This window comes from Clostridium sp., assembly GCF_036660475.1.
Lineage (GTDB): Bacteria > Bacillota > Clostridia > Clostridiales > Clostridiaceae > Clostridium_J.
Genome location: NZ_JAVXAO010000005.1, coordinates 144,916 through 162,397 on the forward strand (window position 1 = coordinate 144,916; position 17,482 = coordinate 162,397).

At 30.5% G+C, this 17,482-nt stretch carries 14 protein-coding genes; 5 read left to right on the forward strand and 9 right to left on the reverse strand.

What is annotated here, in order from left to right; all coding sequences use genetic code 11:
• Positions 1-61: 61 nt before the first annotated feature.
• The 4 genes from RSA29_RS08975 to RSA29_RS08990 all read right to left on the reverse strand — a co-directional run bounded on the left by RSA29_RS08975 (position 62) and on the right by RSA29_RS08990 (position 5,507).
• Entirely contained in the window at positions 62-1,231 is a 1,170-nt protein-coding gene (locus RSA29_RS08975; protein WP_346943172.1) for a DegT/DnrJ/EryC1/StrS aminotransferase family protein, read from the reverse strand.
• A 52-nt stretch (positions 1,232-1,283) separates the two neighbouring features.
• A complete protein-coding gene (locus tag RSA29_RS08980; protein WP_346933864.1) occupies positions 1,284-2,390 on the reverse strand; it encodes a Gfo/Idh/MocA family oxidoreductase in 1,107 nt (368 codons plus the stop codon).
• Between the two features lie 35 nt (positions 2,391-2,425).
• The gene (locus RSA29_RS08985; protein ID WP_346933863.1) at positions 2,426-4,264 is read right to left on the reverse strand and encodes a nucleoside-diphosphate sugar epimerase/dehydratase; all 1,839 of its coding nucleotides are present in this window, start codon (positions 4,262-4,264) and stop codon (positions 2,426-2,428) included.
• A 181-nt stretch (positions 4,265-4,445) separates the two neighbouring features.
• On the reverse strand, positions 4,446-5,507 hold the full coding sequence (locus RSA29_RS08990) for a capsular biosynthesis protein (RefSeq protein WP_346933862.1): 1,062 nt from the start codon (positions 5,505-5,507) through the stop codon (positions 4,446-4,448).
• Positions 5,508-5,887: 380 nt separating this feature from the next.
• Here RSA29_RS08990 and RSA29_RS08995 point away from each other — a divergent pair, with 380 nt between their 5' ends.
• Positions 5,888-7,378 carry an aminotransferase class I/II-fold pyridoxal phosphate-dependent enzyme gene (locus RSA29_RS08995; RefSeq protein WP_346943171.1) on the forward strand — a complete coding sequence of 497 codons (1,491 nt, stop codon included), beginning with the start codon at positions 5,888-5,890 and terminating at the stop codon, positions 7,376-7,378.
• A gap of 155 nt (positions 7,379-7,533) precedes the next feature.
• Here RSA29_RS08995 and RSA29_RS09000 read toward each other — a convergent pair whose 3' ends face one another.
• The 4 genes from RSA29_RS09000 to RSA29_RS09015 form a co-directional block, all read right to left on the reverse strand.
• Positions 7,534-8,388: a hypothetical protein gene (locus tag RSA29_RS09000; protein WP_346943170.1), complete on the reverse strand. Its 855-nt coding sequence runs from the start codon at positions 8,386-8,388 to the stop codon at positions 7,534-7,536.
• 460 nt (positions 8,389-8,848) lie between these two features.
• Positions 8,849-9,424, reverse strand: a complete 576-nt coding sequence (locus tag RSA29_RS09005; protein WP_346933860.1) for an indolepyruvate oxidoreductase subunit beta — start codon at positions 9,422-9,424, stop codon at positions 8,849-8,851.
• Between the two features lies 1 nt (position 9,425).
• Positions 9,426-11,192 carry an indolepyruvate ferredoxin oxidoreductase subunit alpha gene (iorA, locus tag RSA29_RS09010; protein ID WP_346943169.1) on the reverse strand — a complete coding sequence of 589 codons (1,767 nt, stop codon included), beginning with the start codon at positions 11,190-11,192 and terminating at the stop codon, positions 9,426-9,428.
• An 83-nt stretch (positions 11,193-11,275) separates the two neighbouring features.
• Positions 11,276-12,172, reverse strand: coding sequence for a phosphate butyryltransferase (locus RSA29_RS09015; RefSeq protein WP_346943168.1), 897 nt, complete (start codon positions 12,170-12,172; stop codon positions 11,276-11,278).
• A gap of 385 nt (positions 12,173-12,557) precedes the next feature.
• Here RSA29_RS09015 and RSA29_RS09020 point away from each other — a divergent pair, with 385 nt between their 5' ends.
• The 4 genes from RSA29_RS09020 to RSA29_RS09035 all read left to right on the forward strand — a co-directional run bounded on the left by RSA29_RS09020 (position 12,558) and on the right by RSA29_RS09035 (position 16,570).
• On the forward strand, positions 12,558-12,818 hold the full coding sequence (locus RSA29_RS09020) for a hypothetical protein (protein ID WP_346943167.1): 261 nt from the start codon (positions 12,558-12,560) through the stop codon (positions 12,816-12,818).
• Positions 12,819-13,065: 247 nt separating this feature from the next.
• On the forward strand, positions 13,066-14,448 hold the full coding sequence (locus RSA29_RS09025; protein ID WP_346943166.1) for a TldD/PmbA family protein: 1,383 nt from the start codon (positions 13,066-13,068) through the stop codon (positions 14,446-14,448).
• A 1-nt stretch (position 14,449) separates the two neighbouring features.
• Positions 14,450-15,745: a metallopeptidase TldD-related protein gene (locus RSA29_RS09030; RefSeq protein WP_346943165.1), complete on the forward strand. Its 1,296-nt coding sequence runs from the start codon at positions 14,450-14,452 to the stop codon at positions 15,743-15,745.
• 276 nt (positions 15,746-16,021) lie between these two features.
• Entirely contained in the window at positions 16,022-16,570 is a 549-nt protein-coding gene (locus RSA29_RS09035; RefSeq protein ID WP_346944403.1) for a class I SAM-dependent methyltransferase, read from the forward strand.
• 148 nt (positions 16,571-16,718) lie between these two features.
• Here RSA29_RS09035 and RSA29_RS09040 read toward each other — a convergent pair whose 3' ends face one another.
• Positions 16,719-17,357: an HD domain-containing protein gene (locus tag RSA29_RS09040; RefSeq protein ID WP_346943164.1), complete on the reverse strand. Its 639-nt coding sequence runs from the start codon at positions 17,355-17,357 to the stop codon at positions 16,719-16,721.
• Between the last annotated feature and the right edge of the window lie 125 nt (positions 17,358-17,482).

Genomic DNA, 17,482 nt, shown 5'->3' on the forward strand with positions numbered 1-17,482 from the left:
CCTTGTAATAATTAAACCTTTTATAGTTTTAAAACCAAAGCCTTACCTTGAAATATGATTATTACTTTTTATGTGTATTAATTATATCTGTAACTGCATTGATTACATCTTGAGTATCAACCTCTGTCATCTTTGGATAAAGCGGTAATGATACTATTGTATCAAAATAACTTTCTGCAACTGGGAAGTCACCTTCACTATATCCATAAGTTTCTCTATAATAGCTCATAAGATGTACTGGTATAAAGTGAACACTAGTACCTATATTTGCCTCTCCCATAAGTTCTATAAACTTATCTCTATCAATTGTAAGCTTTCCAAGATCTAACCTTAAAACATATAAGTGCCAAGAATGTGTTGTGTATTCTGCTACCTCAGGTATCTTAACACCATCTAAATTTTTAAAAGCTTCAGTATATTTATCAACAATATGTTTTCTCACATCTTGCATGTAATCCAACTTTTCCATTTGTGTTTTTGCAAGTGCCGCTTGAATATCAAACATGTTATATTTGTGACCTGGATATTCTATATCATATCTCCAAGCTCCACCTTTACCATATCTATTCCATGCAGCTTTACTCATACCATGAGTAGATAAAACTCTTGCTTTTTCAGCTATATCTTCACGATTAGTAGTAAGCATTCCACCCTCACCAGTGCAAATATTCTTAGTTGCATAAAAACTAAAGCACGCACAATCACCATTTTTACCTATTAAATCACCCTTGTAGAATGTTTCAACAGCATGAGCAGCATCTTCAGAAACAAAAAGATTATGTTTCTTTGCAATATCTCTAATTTTATCCATATCACAAGCATGGCCAGTGTAGTGAACCGGAACTATAGCTTTTGTTCTTTCTGTAATTTTTTCTTCTATTTTATCTGCATCTATACAGAATGTTACTGGATCTATATCTACAAATACCGGAGTTGCCCCTGCATGTATTATTGTATTAGCAGTAGCAGCAAATGTCATAGGTGTAGTTATAACTTCATCCCCTGCCTTTACTCCTGCTGCTATAAGTGCAATATGAAGTGCAGCTGTTGCTGAATTCATAGCAATTGCATACTTAGCACCTGTATACTCCGCAAATTTCTTTTCAAACTCGATAGTTCTTGGACCCTTAGCTACCCATCCTGATTTTAATGTATCTACTACTTCATTTATATCATTATCATCAATTAAAGGAATTGCATAAGGTAAAAAGGTTTCTCTTTTTTTATACATATAATTCACTCCCTACTTTAACTCTCCATATTATTAAATATATATTTATGTTTTAATTAGTTGTTTTTTTAAGTTCTTTCATATCCATAGTTGAAAAATCTCCAATTGGGAATTTTACTGGCATTCCTGTTGCTGTTGATTTATATGCAGCAAGTATAATTTCCAACGGTTTTTTACCTTCTTCACCATTTATAAGTGGCTCTCTATCATTTACTATAGCATCAACTACATCCTTGAATAATAATGTATGTCCAAATCCATATACGCTATCTGGATCTGATTCTTGAGATGAAAGCACTTTTTCTTCGGATTCTTCTGAACCTTCAATTCTCCATGTTTCAATTTTATTAACAGCAAGGCCTCCGATAGAAACTGCAGCTTTTTCTCCAAATAGGCTTAAAGTCTCCTCTAAGTTCTTAGGATATACACACGCACTACCTTCAATTATCCCTATAGCACCACTCTTAAATCTTATCATTATAGCTCCAAAATCTTCAGCTTCAATATCTCTAAGGAAAGTATCGCATTGAGCATATACAGTGTCAACTTCTGAGTTCATCATCCATTGTAACAAATCTATGTTGTGAATACATTGATTCATTAGAGTTCCACCATCAAATTCGTAAGTTCCTCTCCATGGTGCCTGCTCATAATATCCCATATTTCTATTCCAAAGTATTCTAGCAGTACCATTTACCATTTTCCCAAACTTATCTGCATCTACTTCTTTTCTTAACTTTTGAATTGCATCATTAAATCTATTTTGGTGTGATACACAAAGTTTAACATTATTTTTCTTAGCACATGCTATCATATCATCTGCATCCTTAGTAGATAATGCCATTGGCTTTTCAACTATAATATGACTACCTTTATTCATGCAATCTATAGCTATTGCCGGATGATATCCACTCTCTGTAGCAATATATACTATATCTATATCTTCCTTATCTAACATCTCTTTATAATCTTTATATGTATTAACTTTAACGTCTTCACCTAATTTTTCTATATATTCAACTTTCTTTGCTATAGCTTTTTCCTCTGCTGGATCACAAGTTGCAACTAACTTCAAAGTTCCCTTATTATTTACTATAGCCTCTATACCCTTATATGATATTCTTCCACAACCAACAACTGCAACATTAAATATTTTCATACTAATTCCTCCTAGAGTTTTTTAAAATTATTATATTAACTTTTCCTTACGTAGGTAGGCACCTTCTCCTGAATCAATTTTATTATTTCTTCTTTATTCATGTTATCAACATTTCTAAACCGTGCTATAGATTCTTCTATAAACTCCATAGTAGCATCCTTTGGCTTTTCTACAAATATTTTACTATGTTCTGTTGAAGTCAATGCAATTTCATCCATTAGAAGTTCTTCATAAAGCTTTTCTCCAGGTCTTAACCCTACATATTCAATTTTTATATCTACATCTGGCTTGAATCCTGAAAGAGTTATTAAATCCCTTGCTAAATCAACCATTTTTACTGGTTTTCCCATATCTAACACAAATATTTCTCCACCATCTGCGAGTCCACCCGCTTGTATAACAAGCTGAGCTGCTTCTGGTATTGTCATAAAGAATCTAGTTATCTCTGGATGAGTTATCGTTACAGGCCCACCCTTTTCTATTTGTTTTTTAAATAATGGTATTACTGAACCATTACTACCTAATACATTACCGAATCTTACTGCTACATAATCAGTACTACTTTTCTCATTAAACGCCTGAATTATAAGCTCACAAAATCTCTTTGTTGCCCCCATTACGTTTGTTGGATTTACAGCTTTATCTGTACTAATAAGTACAAATTTATCAACATTGTATTTATCACAACACTTAGCCACATTATAAGTTCCAAGTATATTGTTCTTAACAGCATCGCCAACGTTATCTTCCATTAAAGGAACATGTTTATGTGCTGCTGCATGGAATACAACCTCTGGTTTATGCTCATTAAATATCTGTTCTAATCTCACTAAATCTCTTACTGATGCAATTAATACTCTTTTATTTATCTCAGGACAATTTCTATTAAATTCCATTTCCAAATCATACGCATTGTTCTCATAGATATCTAAAATCAAGATTTTCTTTGGATCAAATTTCGCTATCTGCCTAATGATTTCTGACCCAATGCTTCCACCACCACCAGTAACTAAAATTGTTTTACCTTTTATATATTTATCTATATCCTCTGATTTTAATTTTATAGAGTCTCTGCCTAGCAAATCATCTATATTCACATCTCGCATGTGCTTAACATTTACATTGTCGTCAATGATTTTATATATGCCTGGCATAGTCTTTATGTTATTAGTAACTTGCTTACATATATTTAAAATATCTTTCTTTGTATGTTTATCTACTGAAGGCATAGCCAACATGATTTCATCAACTTTATTTAATTTGCAAATTGATATAATTTTATTTCTATCACCTAATACTTTTACACCATTAATTCTCTTTCCAATTTTATTTGTATTGTCATCTACTAAACCAACAATTTTATAATTTAAACTAGTGTTATTTTTAATCTCTTTAATTAATATCGCTCCTGCATCTCCAGCACCAATTATTAGCAAATTCTTTGTTTTAATCATTTCTAATTTGCCTGCACAATTATTTTCTAAAATACGATATATGAAACGTATTCCGCCAAGACTTAACACACCTAATAGCCAAAATATTATATGCACTGTAATTGGGAATCTAAAAAATTGAGTTTTAAATAACATACGATTTATAAAATACCCATAAACAACAAATACAATATTTGATGCGGCCATAGAATAAACTATGGATAATAGTTCACCAACCGATGCGTATTTCCAAATGTTACTGTAAAGTTTAAAGATAATATTAAATACTATTGTGAAAATCACAACTGGTATTATAGATATCTTAAATAAATTTATATACTCTGGTTTAATCTTAAAGTCAAATTTCAGTAATAATGCTAAATATAAGCTTACTACAATTAGAATTATGTCCACTACTATAATTTTGTTTTCTTTTTTCATTATTTCACTTCCTAAAATCAATGATACTATTTAACTAATTCATTCTTTACTATTCTTCATAAAAATAACAGTTTACTATACATGATTATACTGTTTTCTATAAATAAACTCAATTAAATTTAGATTTATTAATAAAATATTATTTATTATTACAATATTACAACCTTGTTATTCACTTTAATTACTTTAATAGCTTTGCTATATCTTTAACGATTTCATCATTCGGATCTAATTTTGTAGCAATTTCTAAATGAAGTCTTGCCTGTTCTAAATCCTTATTATTTATATAACACATTATAAGATTTGTACATACTTCAACTGAACTTGTAAGTTCAAAGACTTTTCTGAAGTACTTTATAGCTGTTTCAAATTCGTTTAATGAAGCATAATTTATTCCAAGCTCATTGAATACTTGAACATAATCACTATCAATTGATAACGCTTCATTTAAGTAATATATGGCTTTTTCGTGATTTTGCAAAACTCTATAAGCAATAGCTATGTAATAAAATAATTCTGCATTATCTCCTAAAACATCCATTAAAGGTAATAATATTTCTAATGCATTTTTAGAATCTTCATAAACTAGTTCTTTTCCTTTATCAAAAGTATTTATTAAATTCAAACTAGCTTTTAATTCTTCAATTTCTTCTGTTATAGTTCCACCTAGTGCAATATATTGATTAATATTAAAATATGCTTTTTCAAAATTGTTATCTTCATAATTAATTAAACCTTCATAATAATAAGGTTCTGCATAATCTTGAATTTTTTTAGCATCTTCAATGAGAACTAAAGCCTCTTGTTTAAATATTGGATTAGTTTTTCTTATTCCATTTATTAAAATTAAAGCCTTCTCCAATATCTCTTTAGTATTCTCAATTTTTAACAATCCTTTTAACATTATATACCCATCTTCGTATTGTTCATTTTGAATACTCTCAAATATTTTACCTTTTATATACTTAGTACTATTAGGAATAGATTTTATAACCTCCATATAAATACGGTTAAATTTAAACTTCTCATCTGCACCTAACGCATAGAACATACCTTCTACAAAAAGATTTACGGGTATATCCGATAAATCATCCCCTTCTTTAGTTTTAGACACTATTCTATCTGATTTTACTGGCAAATATACATTTTCTTTAAATATGTATTCATTTATCTTACTACCCTCTTTTATTTCTAAGAATAACATTTTCTCCAATTTTTCCACAAAATAATTTTCATTACTCATAGTACACCTTCTCACAATTTTTATTTTATAACACTTATGTATTTTAACCTATACATAGATATATTACCATTTAATTAATGATTAATCACCTTTTTTTTATTCACTGCAATTCAGCAGCCTTCATCCGCGCCAAATTCCTCACATGGTTGTTTATTCATATTATTTTAAAAATTGTATTATAATTAATTTAAATCAATATTTTCAAAAAAATAAACAATATCCCCTTACTAATACAAATTTTTCATTGCATTGACACACATATTATCTTATAATAGATTTGTTTTATAGGTTTATGAATAAACCACTAATTACATAAATAATAACTATACATATAAATATAGTGATATATGCATTAAATAAATTAGAAAGAGGGTATGGAATTGTATAAATTAAATCAAAATGAAACCCCACTATTTGACGCCTTAATGGAATATGTAAATAGGGACACCCTTCCATTCCATGTTCCTGGTCATAAAAAAGGCGTAGGCGCAGATATAGACTTTAAAAATTTTATAGGTGAAAATCCCTTTAAAATCGATGTTACGGTTTTCAAACTTGTAGACAGCTACCATCATCCAACTGGCCCTATAAAAAAAGCTCAAGAACTAGCTGCTGATGCTTATGGCTCAGATGCATGTTTCTTCTCTGTTCACGGAACTTCTGGAGCTATCCAAGCAATGATTCTCTCTGTTGTTGGCGCAGGAGACAAACTAATTGTTCCAAGAAATGTACACAAATCAATTACTGGTGGAATTATATTAGCTGGTGCAATTCCTGTATATATGCAACCTGAACTTGATAAAAAAATAGGAATCGCAAATGGTGTTACTCCTGAAACTGTAAGAGAAACCCTTGAAGCTAATCCTGATGCTAAAGCAGTTCTTATAATAAATCCAACTTATTATGGAGTATCTACTGATATTAAGCAAATAGCTGATATTGTTCATGAATATGATATTCCTTTAATTGTGGATGAAGCCCACGGACCACACTTAAACTTTAATAAAAAACTACCTATTTCCGCTATGGAAGCAGGTGCTGATATATGTGCTCAAAGTACACACAAAATAATTGGTGCATTAACTCAAGGTTCACTTCTTCAAGTTAAGTCGAAGCGAGTTAGTATTCCTAGAGTAAAACAAGTTTTAAATTTAATGCACACTACTTCTCCTTCATATATATTAATGGCATCTCTAGATACTTCTAGACGCCAAATAGCACTACACGGAGAAGAGCTTTTAGATAAAACAATAGAACTTTCTAACTATGTTAGGGATGAAGTAAATAAAATACCTGGTTTCTATTGCTTTGGTGAAGAAATTTTAGGAGTCCCTGGCTCTTATGCCTTCGATCCAACTAAAATAACTATAACCTGTCGTGACCTTGGTATAACTGGTTATGATTTAGATATGATTTTATGCAATAAGTATCACATACAAATGGAACTTTCTGATTTATATAATGTACTTATTGTAGGTTCATTCGGAGACACTGAAGAAGGTATGGAAAGACTTCTTATCGCTTTAAGAGAAATAAGCGAGGACTACTATGGAAAAGGTTCTACTAAAGCTGACTTTATAGATATTCCTAGTATACCTGAACAAATTCAAATACCTAATGAAGCTTTCAACAGTGTAAAAACTGACGTAAGAATTAAAGACAGTGTAGGTATGATAAGTGGTGAATTCTTAATGGCTTATCCACCAGGTATTCCAATACTATGTCCTGGTGAAAAAATAACTCAGGAAATTGTAGATTACGTTCAAAAACTTAAAGATACAGGATTATATGTACAAGGTACTGAAGATCCTGAAGTTGAATACATTAAGGTAGTTAAAGAAGAGGATGCTGTATTTATCTGTGTAGAGTAAAGATACAGAGAGATATCAATCTACCTTCACTACACTAATTATCCTTTAAAATTAAAATACCAATTAAAAGACTTCTCTTTTAATTGGTATTTTTTAATTCTTGAGTTTTACCATATTACTACTGATTCTAATCCTCACCTTCAATAATGTCCATTTTATTTACGCCCTCTAAGAATTGATGCTTTATATTCAGCATTAACTTTTCCTGCATTTTCTATAGCTTTCATATATTGATTATATTGCATTTCTACAATACTACCATAAGACCTTATTAGATTCTCAAAGTACCCCATCATATAGTGAACCCGCATTAATGCTTCGGTATGTGCTGTAACAAACCTTATACTATAATTCCTTCTTGTTTTCTCTGCCGCTTTTTTAATATAGTTATAGCTTTCTGCTCCCTTATTAATAAGTTGCACTTTCTCATAGTTACAACTCATTACATCCTTATATTTAGGCATACAAGCTTCTATAACATCTTCATCAAAATATTTCTTTTTACTCATTTCTTTAGCTACTAATTTTAAAAATATATCTAACTTTTCATTTGTCTTGGCTCTAAGCTGTAGTAATTTTGATAATATTTCTTTTACGTTTTCTACCTCTTCAGCATTTATAGTATATTTTTTATTTTTTCTCTCTATTAGCTGAAATCCAGTCATCATTAACTCTAAATCATCGTTATTTTTTTCTACATCATCATCATTCTGTAATGCCTTTATTATACTATCACTTTCATCATTTAAAAATGCATCCATAAAAAAGAAAATTCTACCTAATCTCAATATAGTATTTTCATTAGTTACAGCTGTATTATTTGAATCAATATATAAATAACTTGTCCCCTTGCTCTTAAACTTCGAAAGCACTTTCTTTTTGAAGATTACTTCTCTATATGTAGTACCTCCTAATAGCACTGGATCAGATATCTTAACACTTTCAAATAGCTTACCATACTTTTTTATTGCCCTCATTTCTTCTGAACTAGGCACCTTGTATATTCCCATGAACCTTCCTCCTTAAAATATCATTTTTCATATGTGTACACTCTTTTATAAAATCTTAATTTATTCTTCTTTGTCATCTTCAAAAATAAATAAGTCAGTATGTCCGACTTGTTATTTATTTTCAGATGCCTTATCTAATTATTATTTAAGTATAAATCCTACTGTATGCGTCCACTTAAATAGATATAATATTCTTATATTATACATTATATCAAATAATAATTAAAATCCTATAAATTTATTATAGTTATTAAAAAAATATTAGCTCCACTATTATTAAATAATTATGTGGAGCTAATATTTACTGTACTATAAGTAATCGAAACTCACTTTCATAGTTTTCCAATGAGTAAGTTCCCTTAACTAAATCATAGCTTTGAATCCAAACCATATGAAACTCATTTTTCCTTCGTTCAAAGGATTAAGTTTCATTAATTAAATCAAAGATTTAGAATGATACTTAGCCTTCCATTCCTGCCACCAATGCTTTTTTATTTAACTCTATGGCTTTAGCTGGCACTAATGATGTTACAACCTCTTCCCAGTTTACTTCTTTAACATCCAAAGCCTTAAGTAAAGCTCCAAGTAATACAACGTTTTGAGCCTTAATATTCCCAAGATCCTTTGCAATTTTAGCAGCATTAATTATAACAGTATTTTCTACTGAAGTTTTTAACACCTCATTTATTCCCTCTGGATACTTTTCTTGTCCAATAAGTACTGGAACTGGGTGTATCTCATAGTCATTTACTATTAAATGACCGCCATCTTTTAAATAAGATACAGCTCTTAGCGCTTCACTTTTCTCAAAAGCAACTATAGCATCTGCCTTACCTTTTTCTATTAATGGTGAATGTACCTTTTCCCCAAATCTAACTTGAGTAGTAACACTTCCACCTCTTTGAGCCATTCCATGAACCTCTGACATTTTAACATCATATCCATGTCTTAGTAACCCTTCAGTTAATATCTTTGATGCAAGGATAGTTCCTTGACCACCTACACCTATAAATAATATACTTTTTACTTCGTTCATATTATTCACCAACCTTTTCTATAGCTTTGAACGGACAAACTTGTTTACAAAGTTCACAACCATTACACATACTTTCATCAATTTCCACTACACCATTTTGGAATTTCAATGCTGGACAACCAGTTTTTAAGCACATTTTACACTTTCTACATTTCTCTGGATCTACCTTACATTTAAGGTTAGCTCTCTGTTTTAATACTTCTTTAATTAATGCACAAGGTTGTTTTGTAATTATTACAAAAGGTTCTGTGCTGTCATGAGCTATTTTTACAGCCGCAGTTGTCTCTTCTAATTTATATGGATCAACTACTATTAGATTTTCCTTCTTTATTCCACATGAAAGTACAAGTGCTTCTATATCAACAATTGGTGCTTGTCTATTTTGAAGAGTCTTACCTGTACCTGGATTTTCTTGGTGTCCTGTCATTCCAGTAATTCTATTATCAAGTATTACTGTTACAATTGGAGTACTGTTATATACACTTTCGATTAAGCCTGTAACTCCTGAATGGAAGAACGTTGAATCTCCTATAAATGAGAATACTTTTTTACCTTCTCTATTTCCAACAATGTTTGCTCTCTCAATACCAACACCTGCTGATATTGATGCACCCATACATATTACTGTATCAGTAACATTAAGTGGAGCATTCATACCAAGAGTATAGCATCCAATATCCCCTGAAGATATTACATCTTTATACTTAGATACCGCATAGAATATTCCTCTATGTGGACATCCTGGGCATAATACTGGTGGTCTAGATGGTGGATTTGTATCTAAAGTATAAGTTATTTTATTTACTTCTCCAAGTATTGCTTTTCTAATTATATCTGGGTTTAACTCTTCACATATAGGAATTATTTCTTTACCCACACAATTAACACCTAAAGCTTTTACTGCATTCTCTAAATATGGATCATTCTCTTCCACAATATATAACTTATCTACTTTACCAGCAAACTCTTTTATCATTTCATCTGGTAATGGATATGAGAATCCTATCTTAAGATAAGATGCATTGTCTCCCAAAACTTCTTTACAATATTCATAGGAAATTCCGCTAGTTATTATACCAATCTTTGTATCTCCCATTTCTATTCTGTTTAATTTAGTATTATTAGAATACTGTCTAAGTTTCTCTAATCTTTCTTCCACTTCATAATGCTTTGCCTTTGAGTGGTTTGGTGTCATAATATATTTTTTAATATCCTTTTCATAAGGTCTAACTTCTACTGGTTTTCTCTCACCTAGTTCAAGTACTGTCTTAGAGTGACATACTCTTGTTGTTACTCTGAAAAGTACTAAAGTATCAAATTTTTCACTTATTTCATAAGCTTCCTTCATATAATCAAGACATTCTTGTGAGTCAGATGGTTCAATCATTGCAACCTTAGCGTGTGGTGCATAGAATCTATTATCTTGCTCATTTTGAGAAGAATGCATTCCTGGGTCATCTGCTGTTATAACTACAAAACCACCATTTACGCCCTCATATGCCATAGTGAATAAAGGATCTGCAGCTACGTTAAGACCTACATGCTTCATAGTTGTTAAAGCTCTAGCTCCTCCAATTGAAGCTCCCGATGCAACCTCGAATCCAACCTTTTCATTTGGAGCCCATTCTGCATATACCTCTTCATATAAAGCAAAATTCTCTAATATTTCTGTACTCGGTGTTCCTGGATATGCTGATGCAACATGACATCCTGCTTCATAGGCACCTCTAGCCATGGCTTCATTACCACTCATTATAACTTTTTTCATAGTATATACCCCCATAAATTATTTATATATTAATTTAATCATTAACCTATTTTTATATTTTTCATTACCTCTTATTATATTTTCTATACTAAAATACTTCCTAATGCTATTGAATAGAGCTTAGATTTAGCACTATCTGCCCTTGACACTAATACAACTGGACATTTTGCTCCCACAATAACTCCTGCACTTTCAGCCCCTGCAAAGTAAGTTAAAGATTTTCCTAGGAAATTCCCTGATTCAATATTAGGTACAAGCAGAATATCTGCATCTCCAGCTACATCGCTAACAATGCCTTTATGATGAGCCGCTTCCTTTGATATTGCATTATCTAAACCAAGTGGTCCATCTATTATACAACCTTTAATTTGTCCCCTTTTACTCATTGCTGACAATGCTGCTGCATCCAGTGTAGCCTGCATTGATGGGTTTACAACCTCTACTGCGCAGATTGGTGCAACCTTAGGTGTATCTATTTCCAAAGCCTTTGCTACAGTTACAGCATTACTGATTATTCCAATCTTATCTTTAAGCTCTGGATAAGGCACCATTCCTCCATCCGTAAGAAGTAGCAACTTTTCATAAGTTTTCACGTCATAAACCATAACATGTGACAACAAGTTACTTGTTCTTAAATTTGCTTCCTTATTAAGTACTGCTTTAAGTAAATCTGAGGTTCCAAGTAAACCCTTCATTACATAACTTGCCTCACCATTTGTAACAAGTTCTACAGCCTTTGCCGCAGCCTTATTTATGTTCCCTTCATTTATGATTCTAACTTTAGATAAATCTATATTATTCTCACTAGCTATTTTTTTTATTTCATCTTCATTTCCAACTAGTATAGCATTTATAATATTCATTTCTACCGCCGCTATAACAGCTTCTAAAACAACACTGTCCTGTGCCACTGCAACCGACATAGTTTTCTTCTCTTTCTTCTTTGCAAGTTCTAATAACTCCTCTAAACTTTTAACCACAATATCCCTCCTAATGTATACGTTTTAACTTTAAACTATAATTTTTTCAAATGAATATAACACATATTATTATTTTTATAATATTTTATATTTTCTTAATTTTAAGTATAATGGTTATCTATACCTTAGTCAATTTCAACTGCTAAAGTGTGTTAGTAATATTTAAATTATTATTCGTACATAAATATCCTTATTTAAATTATCATTTTTCCAAACAAAATCTAATTAATCGATATTGATTTATTTCCACATTGAAATTTAAAATATAATTAATATTTTTGGGCAAAATAATTATAGATTTAACTTATTATTTATTTTCACATAGAAAGTTAAATCTATAATTTGGTTTCAAATCAAACTAGCCATATTTGAAAGGAGCATTGAAATGGATAATAACAATTTAACTCAAGTAAAAAAACAAAATGCACAATCAAGACAAAATAACAAAATGAATACTACTTTCACAAATGATTCAACCTCACAATCTAGTATAAATGGTGTGTCAAATTCAACTAATTTTAGTAATTCAAATGATGAGAATTATCTACAAGAAGTAAGAAAACAAAATGCCATATCTAGAGCTACGGATCCAACCTACCAAGAAATGTATAGTATGTTTGGCATGGGTGAGAAGAAAGAAAAATAGATAAATATCATTTTAAGTATCCAACACTAATTTTTTCTTAAGTATTTGATGCCGTAAAAGAAACCATCTAAAATGGAGCTTCTTTTACGGCATCTGCAATTGGTTTTCAATGTAATTGAATATAGGTCGGAAAATATTCAACTAATATATATGAATCAATTCATCGCAATTTCATTGACATATTTTATAAATAGTGTAAATATATACTTAATGTACGTAGTAAAAGCTACTATTCAAGGAGGATTTTATGATTATATCAAATTTAGGTAAATATACCGACTTATTAAAAGGATATACTGAGCTTCGATGTCAAGAGAATTCATCAATCGGTATAGTGATGATGAATGGTAATTTAACTCAAAATGTTAGATCATCTTCTAGCGGTATTTCTGCAAGGGTAAACGTTAATGGGGCCTGGGGATTTGCATCGAATTCTAATATCAATGATGAAAGTATTAGACAGGTGTTAAATCTTGCAAGACAAAACGGAGAATTTTTAAATTCTAAAACAGTAAGCAAGCCTAAGGAATTAATAACTACAAACTATTCAATAGAGAAATCCTTTGCTACAAAAAAAGCAAGATTAACGCAAAGTGAGTTAATAGAATTTACTAAAGAGATAGACCATTATATTGCCAAAAAATATAGTGATCTTATCAGCAGAGGTATAAGAATTAATGAATTAAATATGGAAAAAAGTCTTATTACCTCTTCGGGAGCTCAGTTGTATTCATTTTTACCAAGGGGAAATATAATGATTGATCTAGTAATTAATGATAAAACTGGAGTACCTATAGAATTATATGAATTAATAGGTGGATTAGGTCAGCTTGAAGATATCTTAGATAAGCCAGCTGATTTATATGAAAGAATAGATAATATTTATGAACGGCTAAGAGCCAAGGCTGAGGGAGTATATGCTAATGCTGGTTTAAAAGAGTGTATATTAGCTACAAATTTATCAGGTATTCTTGCCCATGAAGCAATTGGTCATACTGCTGAGGCTGACTTTGTTTTATCTGGATCCATAGCAGGTGAATATATGGACAAGTCTGTAGCTAGTCCATTAATTACTTTAGTTGATTATGCCAATACAGCTTTTGGTGATACATGTCTAGTGCCTATATATATAGATGATGAAGGAACTAAGGCTGAGGATGTAACTATAATAGATAAGGGTATTTTAAAAGGATATATGCATAGTAAGGAAAGTGCAACCATGTTTAATGTAGCACCAACTGGAAATGCAAGAGCCTATGAATTTTCAGATGAGCCTATAATAAGAATGCGAAACACCTGCATACTTCCTGGAAATGACAAACTTAAAGATATGATTGCTTCTGTAGATGACGGATACTACCTTATGGATCCTGGTAATGGCCAAGCAGATGCTACTGGTGAGTTTATGTTCGGAGTAAGCATGGGCTATGAAATAAAGAATGGAAAGTTAGGCAAAGCCATAAAGGACACGACTATATCTGGCGTAGCTTTTGATATGTTAAAGAGTGTTACTATGGTATCTGATAACTTTTTATGGATAAATAATGGAATGTGTGGAAAGAAACAACCTATAACTGTAGGTATGGGTGGCCCTGAAATTAAATGCATGATAAATATAGGGGGGAAATAGTATGGAAAATAGAGAAATCGCCTTATATTGTATTGATAATATAATAAAACATGGAGCTGATAAAGCTCAATGCATTCTTCAAAGTAATAAAAAGTATGAGTTAAATTTTACAACTGAAGGTATAGGTCTTTTAAGAACTACCATAGATAGTAATATAGATTTAACCTCTATAAAAGACCATAAAAAATCTACTATATCCTTAAATAAGTTAGATGAAGACATAATAAATATGAAAGTTAAAGAGTTGATGGAAATGTGCCAATCGGCGGAGAGTGACCAGTGCAATGATATTTCAGAAGCGCAGCCACAGGAAGAATTTATCAATGGATCTAACACGCCAGATTTAGATAAAATGTATGAATTCACCAGTACATTTCTAAAAAAGTTAGAGGAAGAGTTTCCGCAGATTAAATTTTTAGATGGAACTACAGTAGAATTTAATAGTAGTGATACTTATTTCTTAAATTCCAATGGAGTAGACTTTAAAATATCAGAAGGAATATATAGCGTTACCATGATTTTTTTAGGGAAAGAAGGTAAAAAATCTACATCATTTATAGGATTTTCTTATACATTTAATGAATTACCTTTAGACTTTATGGATTATGCTGATGTTAGACAAAAGTTTAAGGACCTAATTAGTCAACTTAACTGTGAGTGTATAAATGATAAATTCGTGGGTGATATAATCTTAACTCCAGAGTTAGTAGTAGACATGCTATATTACTATAATATAACTTTCCTTGGAGACAAACCACTGATAAGTGGCACAAGTATTTTAAGGGATAAGTTAAATGAGAAAGTTGCTAATGAAAATCTTGCAGTTAGATGTATGCCTGTATGTGATGAAATAGTTAATAAGCGTTTTATAACTAAAGATGGCTATAAAACAGAAAATATAAGTATCATAGACAAGGGGATATTAAAATCTTTTATTATAGGTTTATATGCTGCAAATAAAACTGGAAAACTAGTTACTAAAACTGCCTTTAATATAGTTGTAGATAATGGAGATAAGTCCTTAAAAGACATAATTAAATCCACTGAAAAAGGAATAATTTTAGGGAGATTTTCAGGAGATATGCCAGCAGCTAACGGCGATTTTTCTGGGATTGCAAAAAATAGTTTTTATGTTGAAAATGGAGAAATAAAATATGCCATAACTGAGACTATGATAACCTCAAATTTAAATCATATATTTAATAATATAGAGGCAATATCTATAGAAACTTTAAATACTGGTGATTCCATAACTCCTTGGATGAAGATTAAAGATGTTAATATTTCTGGAAACTAAAATATAACTCAAGTTATAAAAATACAATTTCTTGAAAATCTAGACATATTCTTAGGATTTTTAAATATAAAAGTTAAAAACTGAAATTCTTTAATGGATTTCAGTTTTTTATTACTTCCATCCATACCATTAAAATTATGTTTAATATGGTATAATATTAATAATATTTCAAATAATTCTATATGCAAAAGGAGAGGAATCTATGAACCCAATTTTTACACAAAACCAACTTTTTACATTTCTACTTTATTGTAATGGACAGGGATTAGAAAAAACATATTAGACTGTGGAGCAGGTGGAGCATTACCACCATTAGCATTATTCAAAGAACAAGGATATGAAACTTTAGGCATAGATATTAGTGAAGTAGCCATTCAACGTGCAGAAAAGTTTGAAAGTGAAAATAACATTAATTTAAATATCAATAAAGGTGATATGAAAGAACTATCATTTGCAGATAACTCATTTAGTTATTGTTTTTCATATAATACAATATTCCATATGAGCAAGGTAGAAATTAAAAAGAGTTTAAAAGAAATGATAAGAGTACTTGTACCAGGTGGTTTGATGTTCGTAAATTTTGTTTCAACTGAAGATGAAAGATGTGGGACTGGATACGAAGTAGGCCCCGGCGAATATTATGAAATTGAACACGGTGAAAAAGTACTTCATAGCTATTTTCATGAAAACGAGGGTGAAGCCTTATTTGAAGAATTAGGGTTAAAAAGGATTTATAAAGAAGTCCGAAAGCGAATTGGTCCAAAACGTGATGGTGGTTTTGTGACATTGGGGTATATCGATTATATCCTAGAAAAACCGCTATAAATATATGTTTATACTTTAATTTTATTAATATATTGTTATGCTCTAGTGATAATTTCAAGCAAAATCCTAATAAAAGAGATAATAATAATTATCTCTTTTATGTAATAATTTTTCAGTTAGTTTTACTGAGCACCTTCTATTTGTAGTTTTAATTTATTAAAGTATTCTTCATTATACTTAATAATCTCTCCAAACATTTTTTACTTTCCATGAGCCATGAATGAGGATATAAAATCATATCATTATCTATAATATAATTTATGTAGGATAGACATGCTTTTTCTAATGAAATAGATAAATCTTTAATTACTACATCATAAAATGGTGGTGTTCCATCTTGATCCCATGAAAGTTTATCAGCAATGAAAAGAGCCATATCATACTTCGAAGGATTTGATTTTAGAGTTGTATGACACTCTATAGCAGATAATATAGTTTCGTTATCTATATTGAAAACTTCCTTTGCTAGTAATCTTGAAATTCTTTGATGTAAAATAAAAGGATATTTCCTTTCTGCTTCATCGATGAACAACTTATTTTCTACCATATAAGTTAACATGTCATTAGGTTGAATTACTGCACTTATATCATGTAGATAGCTACATATAATACATATATCTTTATCTAATCCATATCTTTCTGCTATTTCACTATTTCTATTAGCAACATTCGTAACATGTTTCAAAGTTTCTTTCTTATTATTTTCTAAGAGAAAGTTATTTACATCTAGTACTATATCCCCAGTTATTTCTGTAAAATTAACATATTTATAGTTATTTAAATTCATTGATATCCCCCGCTCTATAAAATATTCAAGTATAATTTAATAGGCAATTTAAAACCATTACCCTCACGTATTTCCTTTACATTCGCCTTATCACAAGAGTTGGAATTCAATTTTTAAAATATCAT

What these genes read in the sequence shown, in the direction of transcription:
- RSA29_RS09005 (WP_346933860.1), bottom strand. Translation starts at nt 9,424, where the DNA reads ATGAACGAAGTAAAAAGTATATTATTTATAGGTGTAGGTGGTCAAGGA.
- RSA29_RS08990 (WP_346933862.1), bottom strand. Translation starts at nt 5,507, where the DNA reads ATGAGTAATGAAAATTATTTTGTGGAAAAATTGGAGAAAATGTTATTC.
- RSA29_RS09040 (WP_346943164.1), bottom strand. Translation starts at nt 17,357, where the DNA reads ATGAATTTAAATAACTATAAATATGTTAATTTTACAGAAATAACTGGG.
- iorA (WP_346943169.1), bottom strand. Translation starts at nt 11,192, where the DNA reads ATGAAAAAAGTTATAATGAGTGGTAATGAAGCCATGGCTAGAGGTGCC.
- RSA29_RS09000 (WP_346943170.1), bottom strand. Translation starts at nt 8,388, where the DNA reads ATGGGAATATACAAGGTGCCTAGTTCAGAAGAAATGAGGGCAATAAAA.
- RSA29_RS08980 (WP_346933864.1), bottom strand. Translation starts at nt 2,390, where the DNA reads ATGAAAATATTTAATGTTGCAGTTGTTGGTTGTGGAAGAATATCATAT.
- RSA29_RS08985 (WP_346933863.1), bottom strand. Translation starts at nt 4,264, where the DNA reads ATGAAAAAAGAAAACAAAATTATAGTAGTGGACATAATTCTAATTGTA.
- RSA29_RS09030 (WP_346943165.1), top strand. Translation starts at nt 14,450, where the DNA reads ATGGAAAATAGAGAAATCGCCTTATATTGTATTGATAATATAATAAAA.
- RSA29_RS09020 (WP_346943167.1), top strand. Translation starts at nt 12,558, where the DNA reads ATGGATAATAACAATTTAACTCAAGTAAAAAAACAAAATGCACAATCA.
- RSA29_RS08975 (WP_346943172.1), bottom strand. Translation starts at nt 1,231, where the DNA reads ATGTATAAAAAAAGAGAAACCTTTTTACCTTATGCAATTCCTTTAATT.
- RSA29_RS09025 (WP_346943166.1), top strand. Translation starts at nt 13,066, where the DNA reads ATGATTATATCAAATTTAGGTAAATATACCGACTTATTAAAAGGATAT.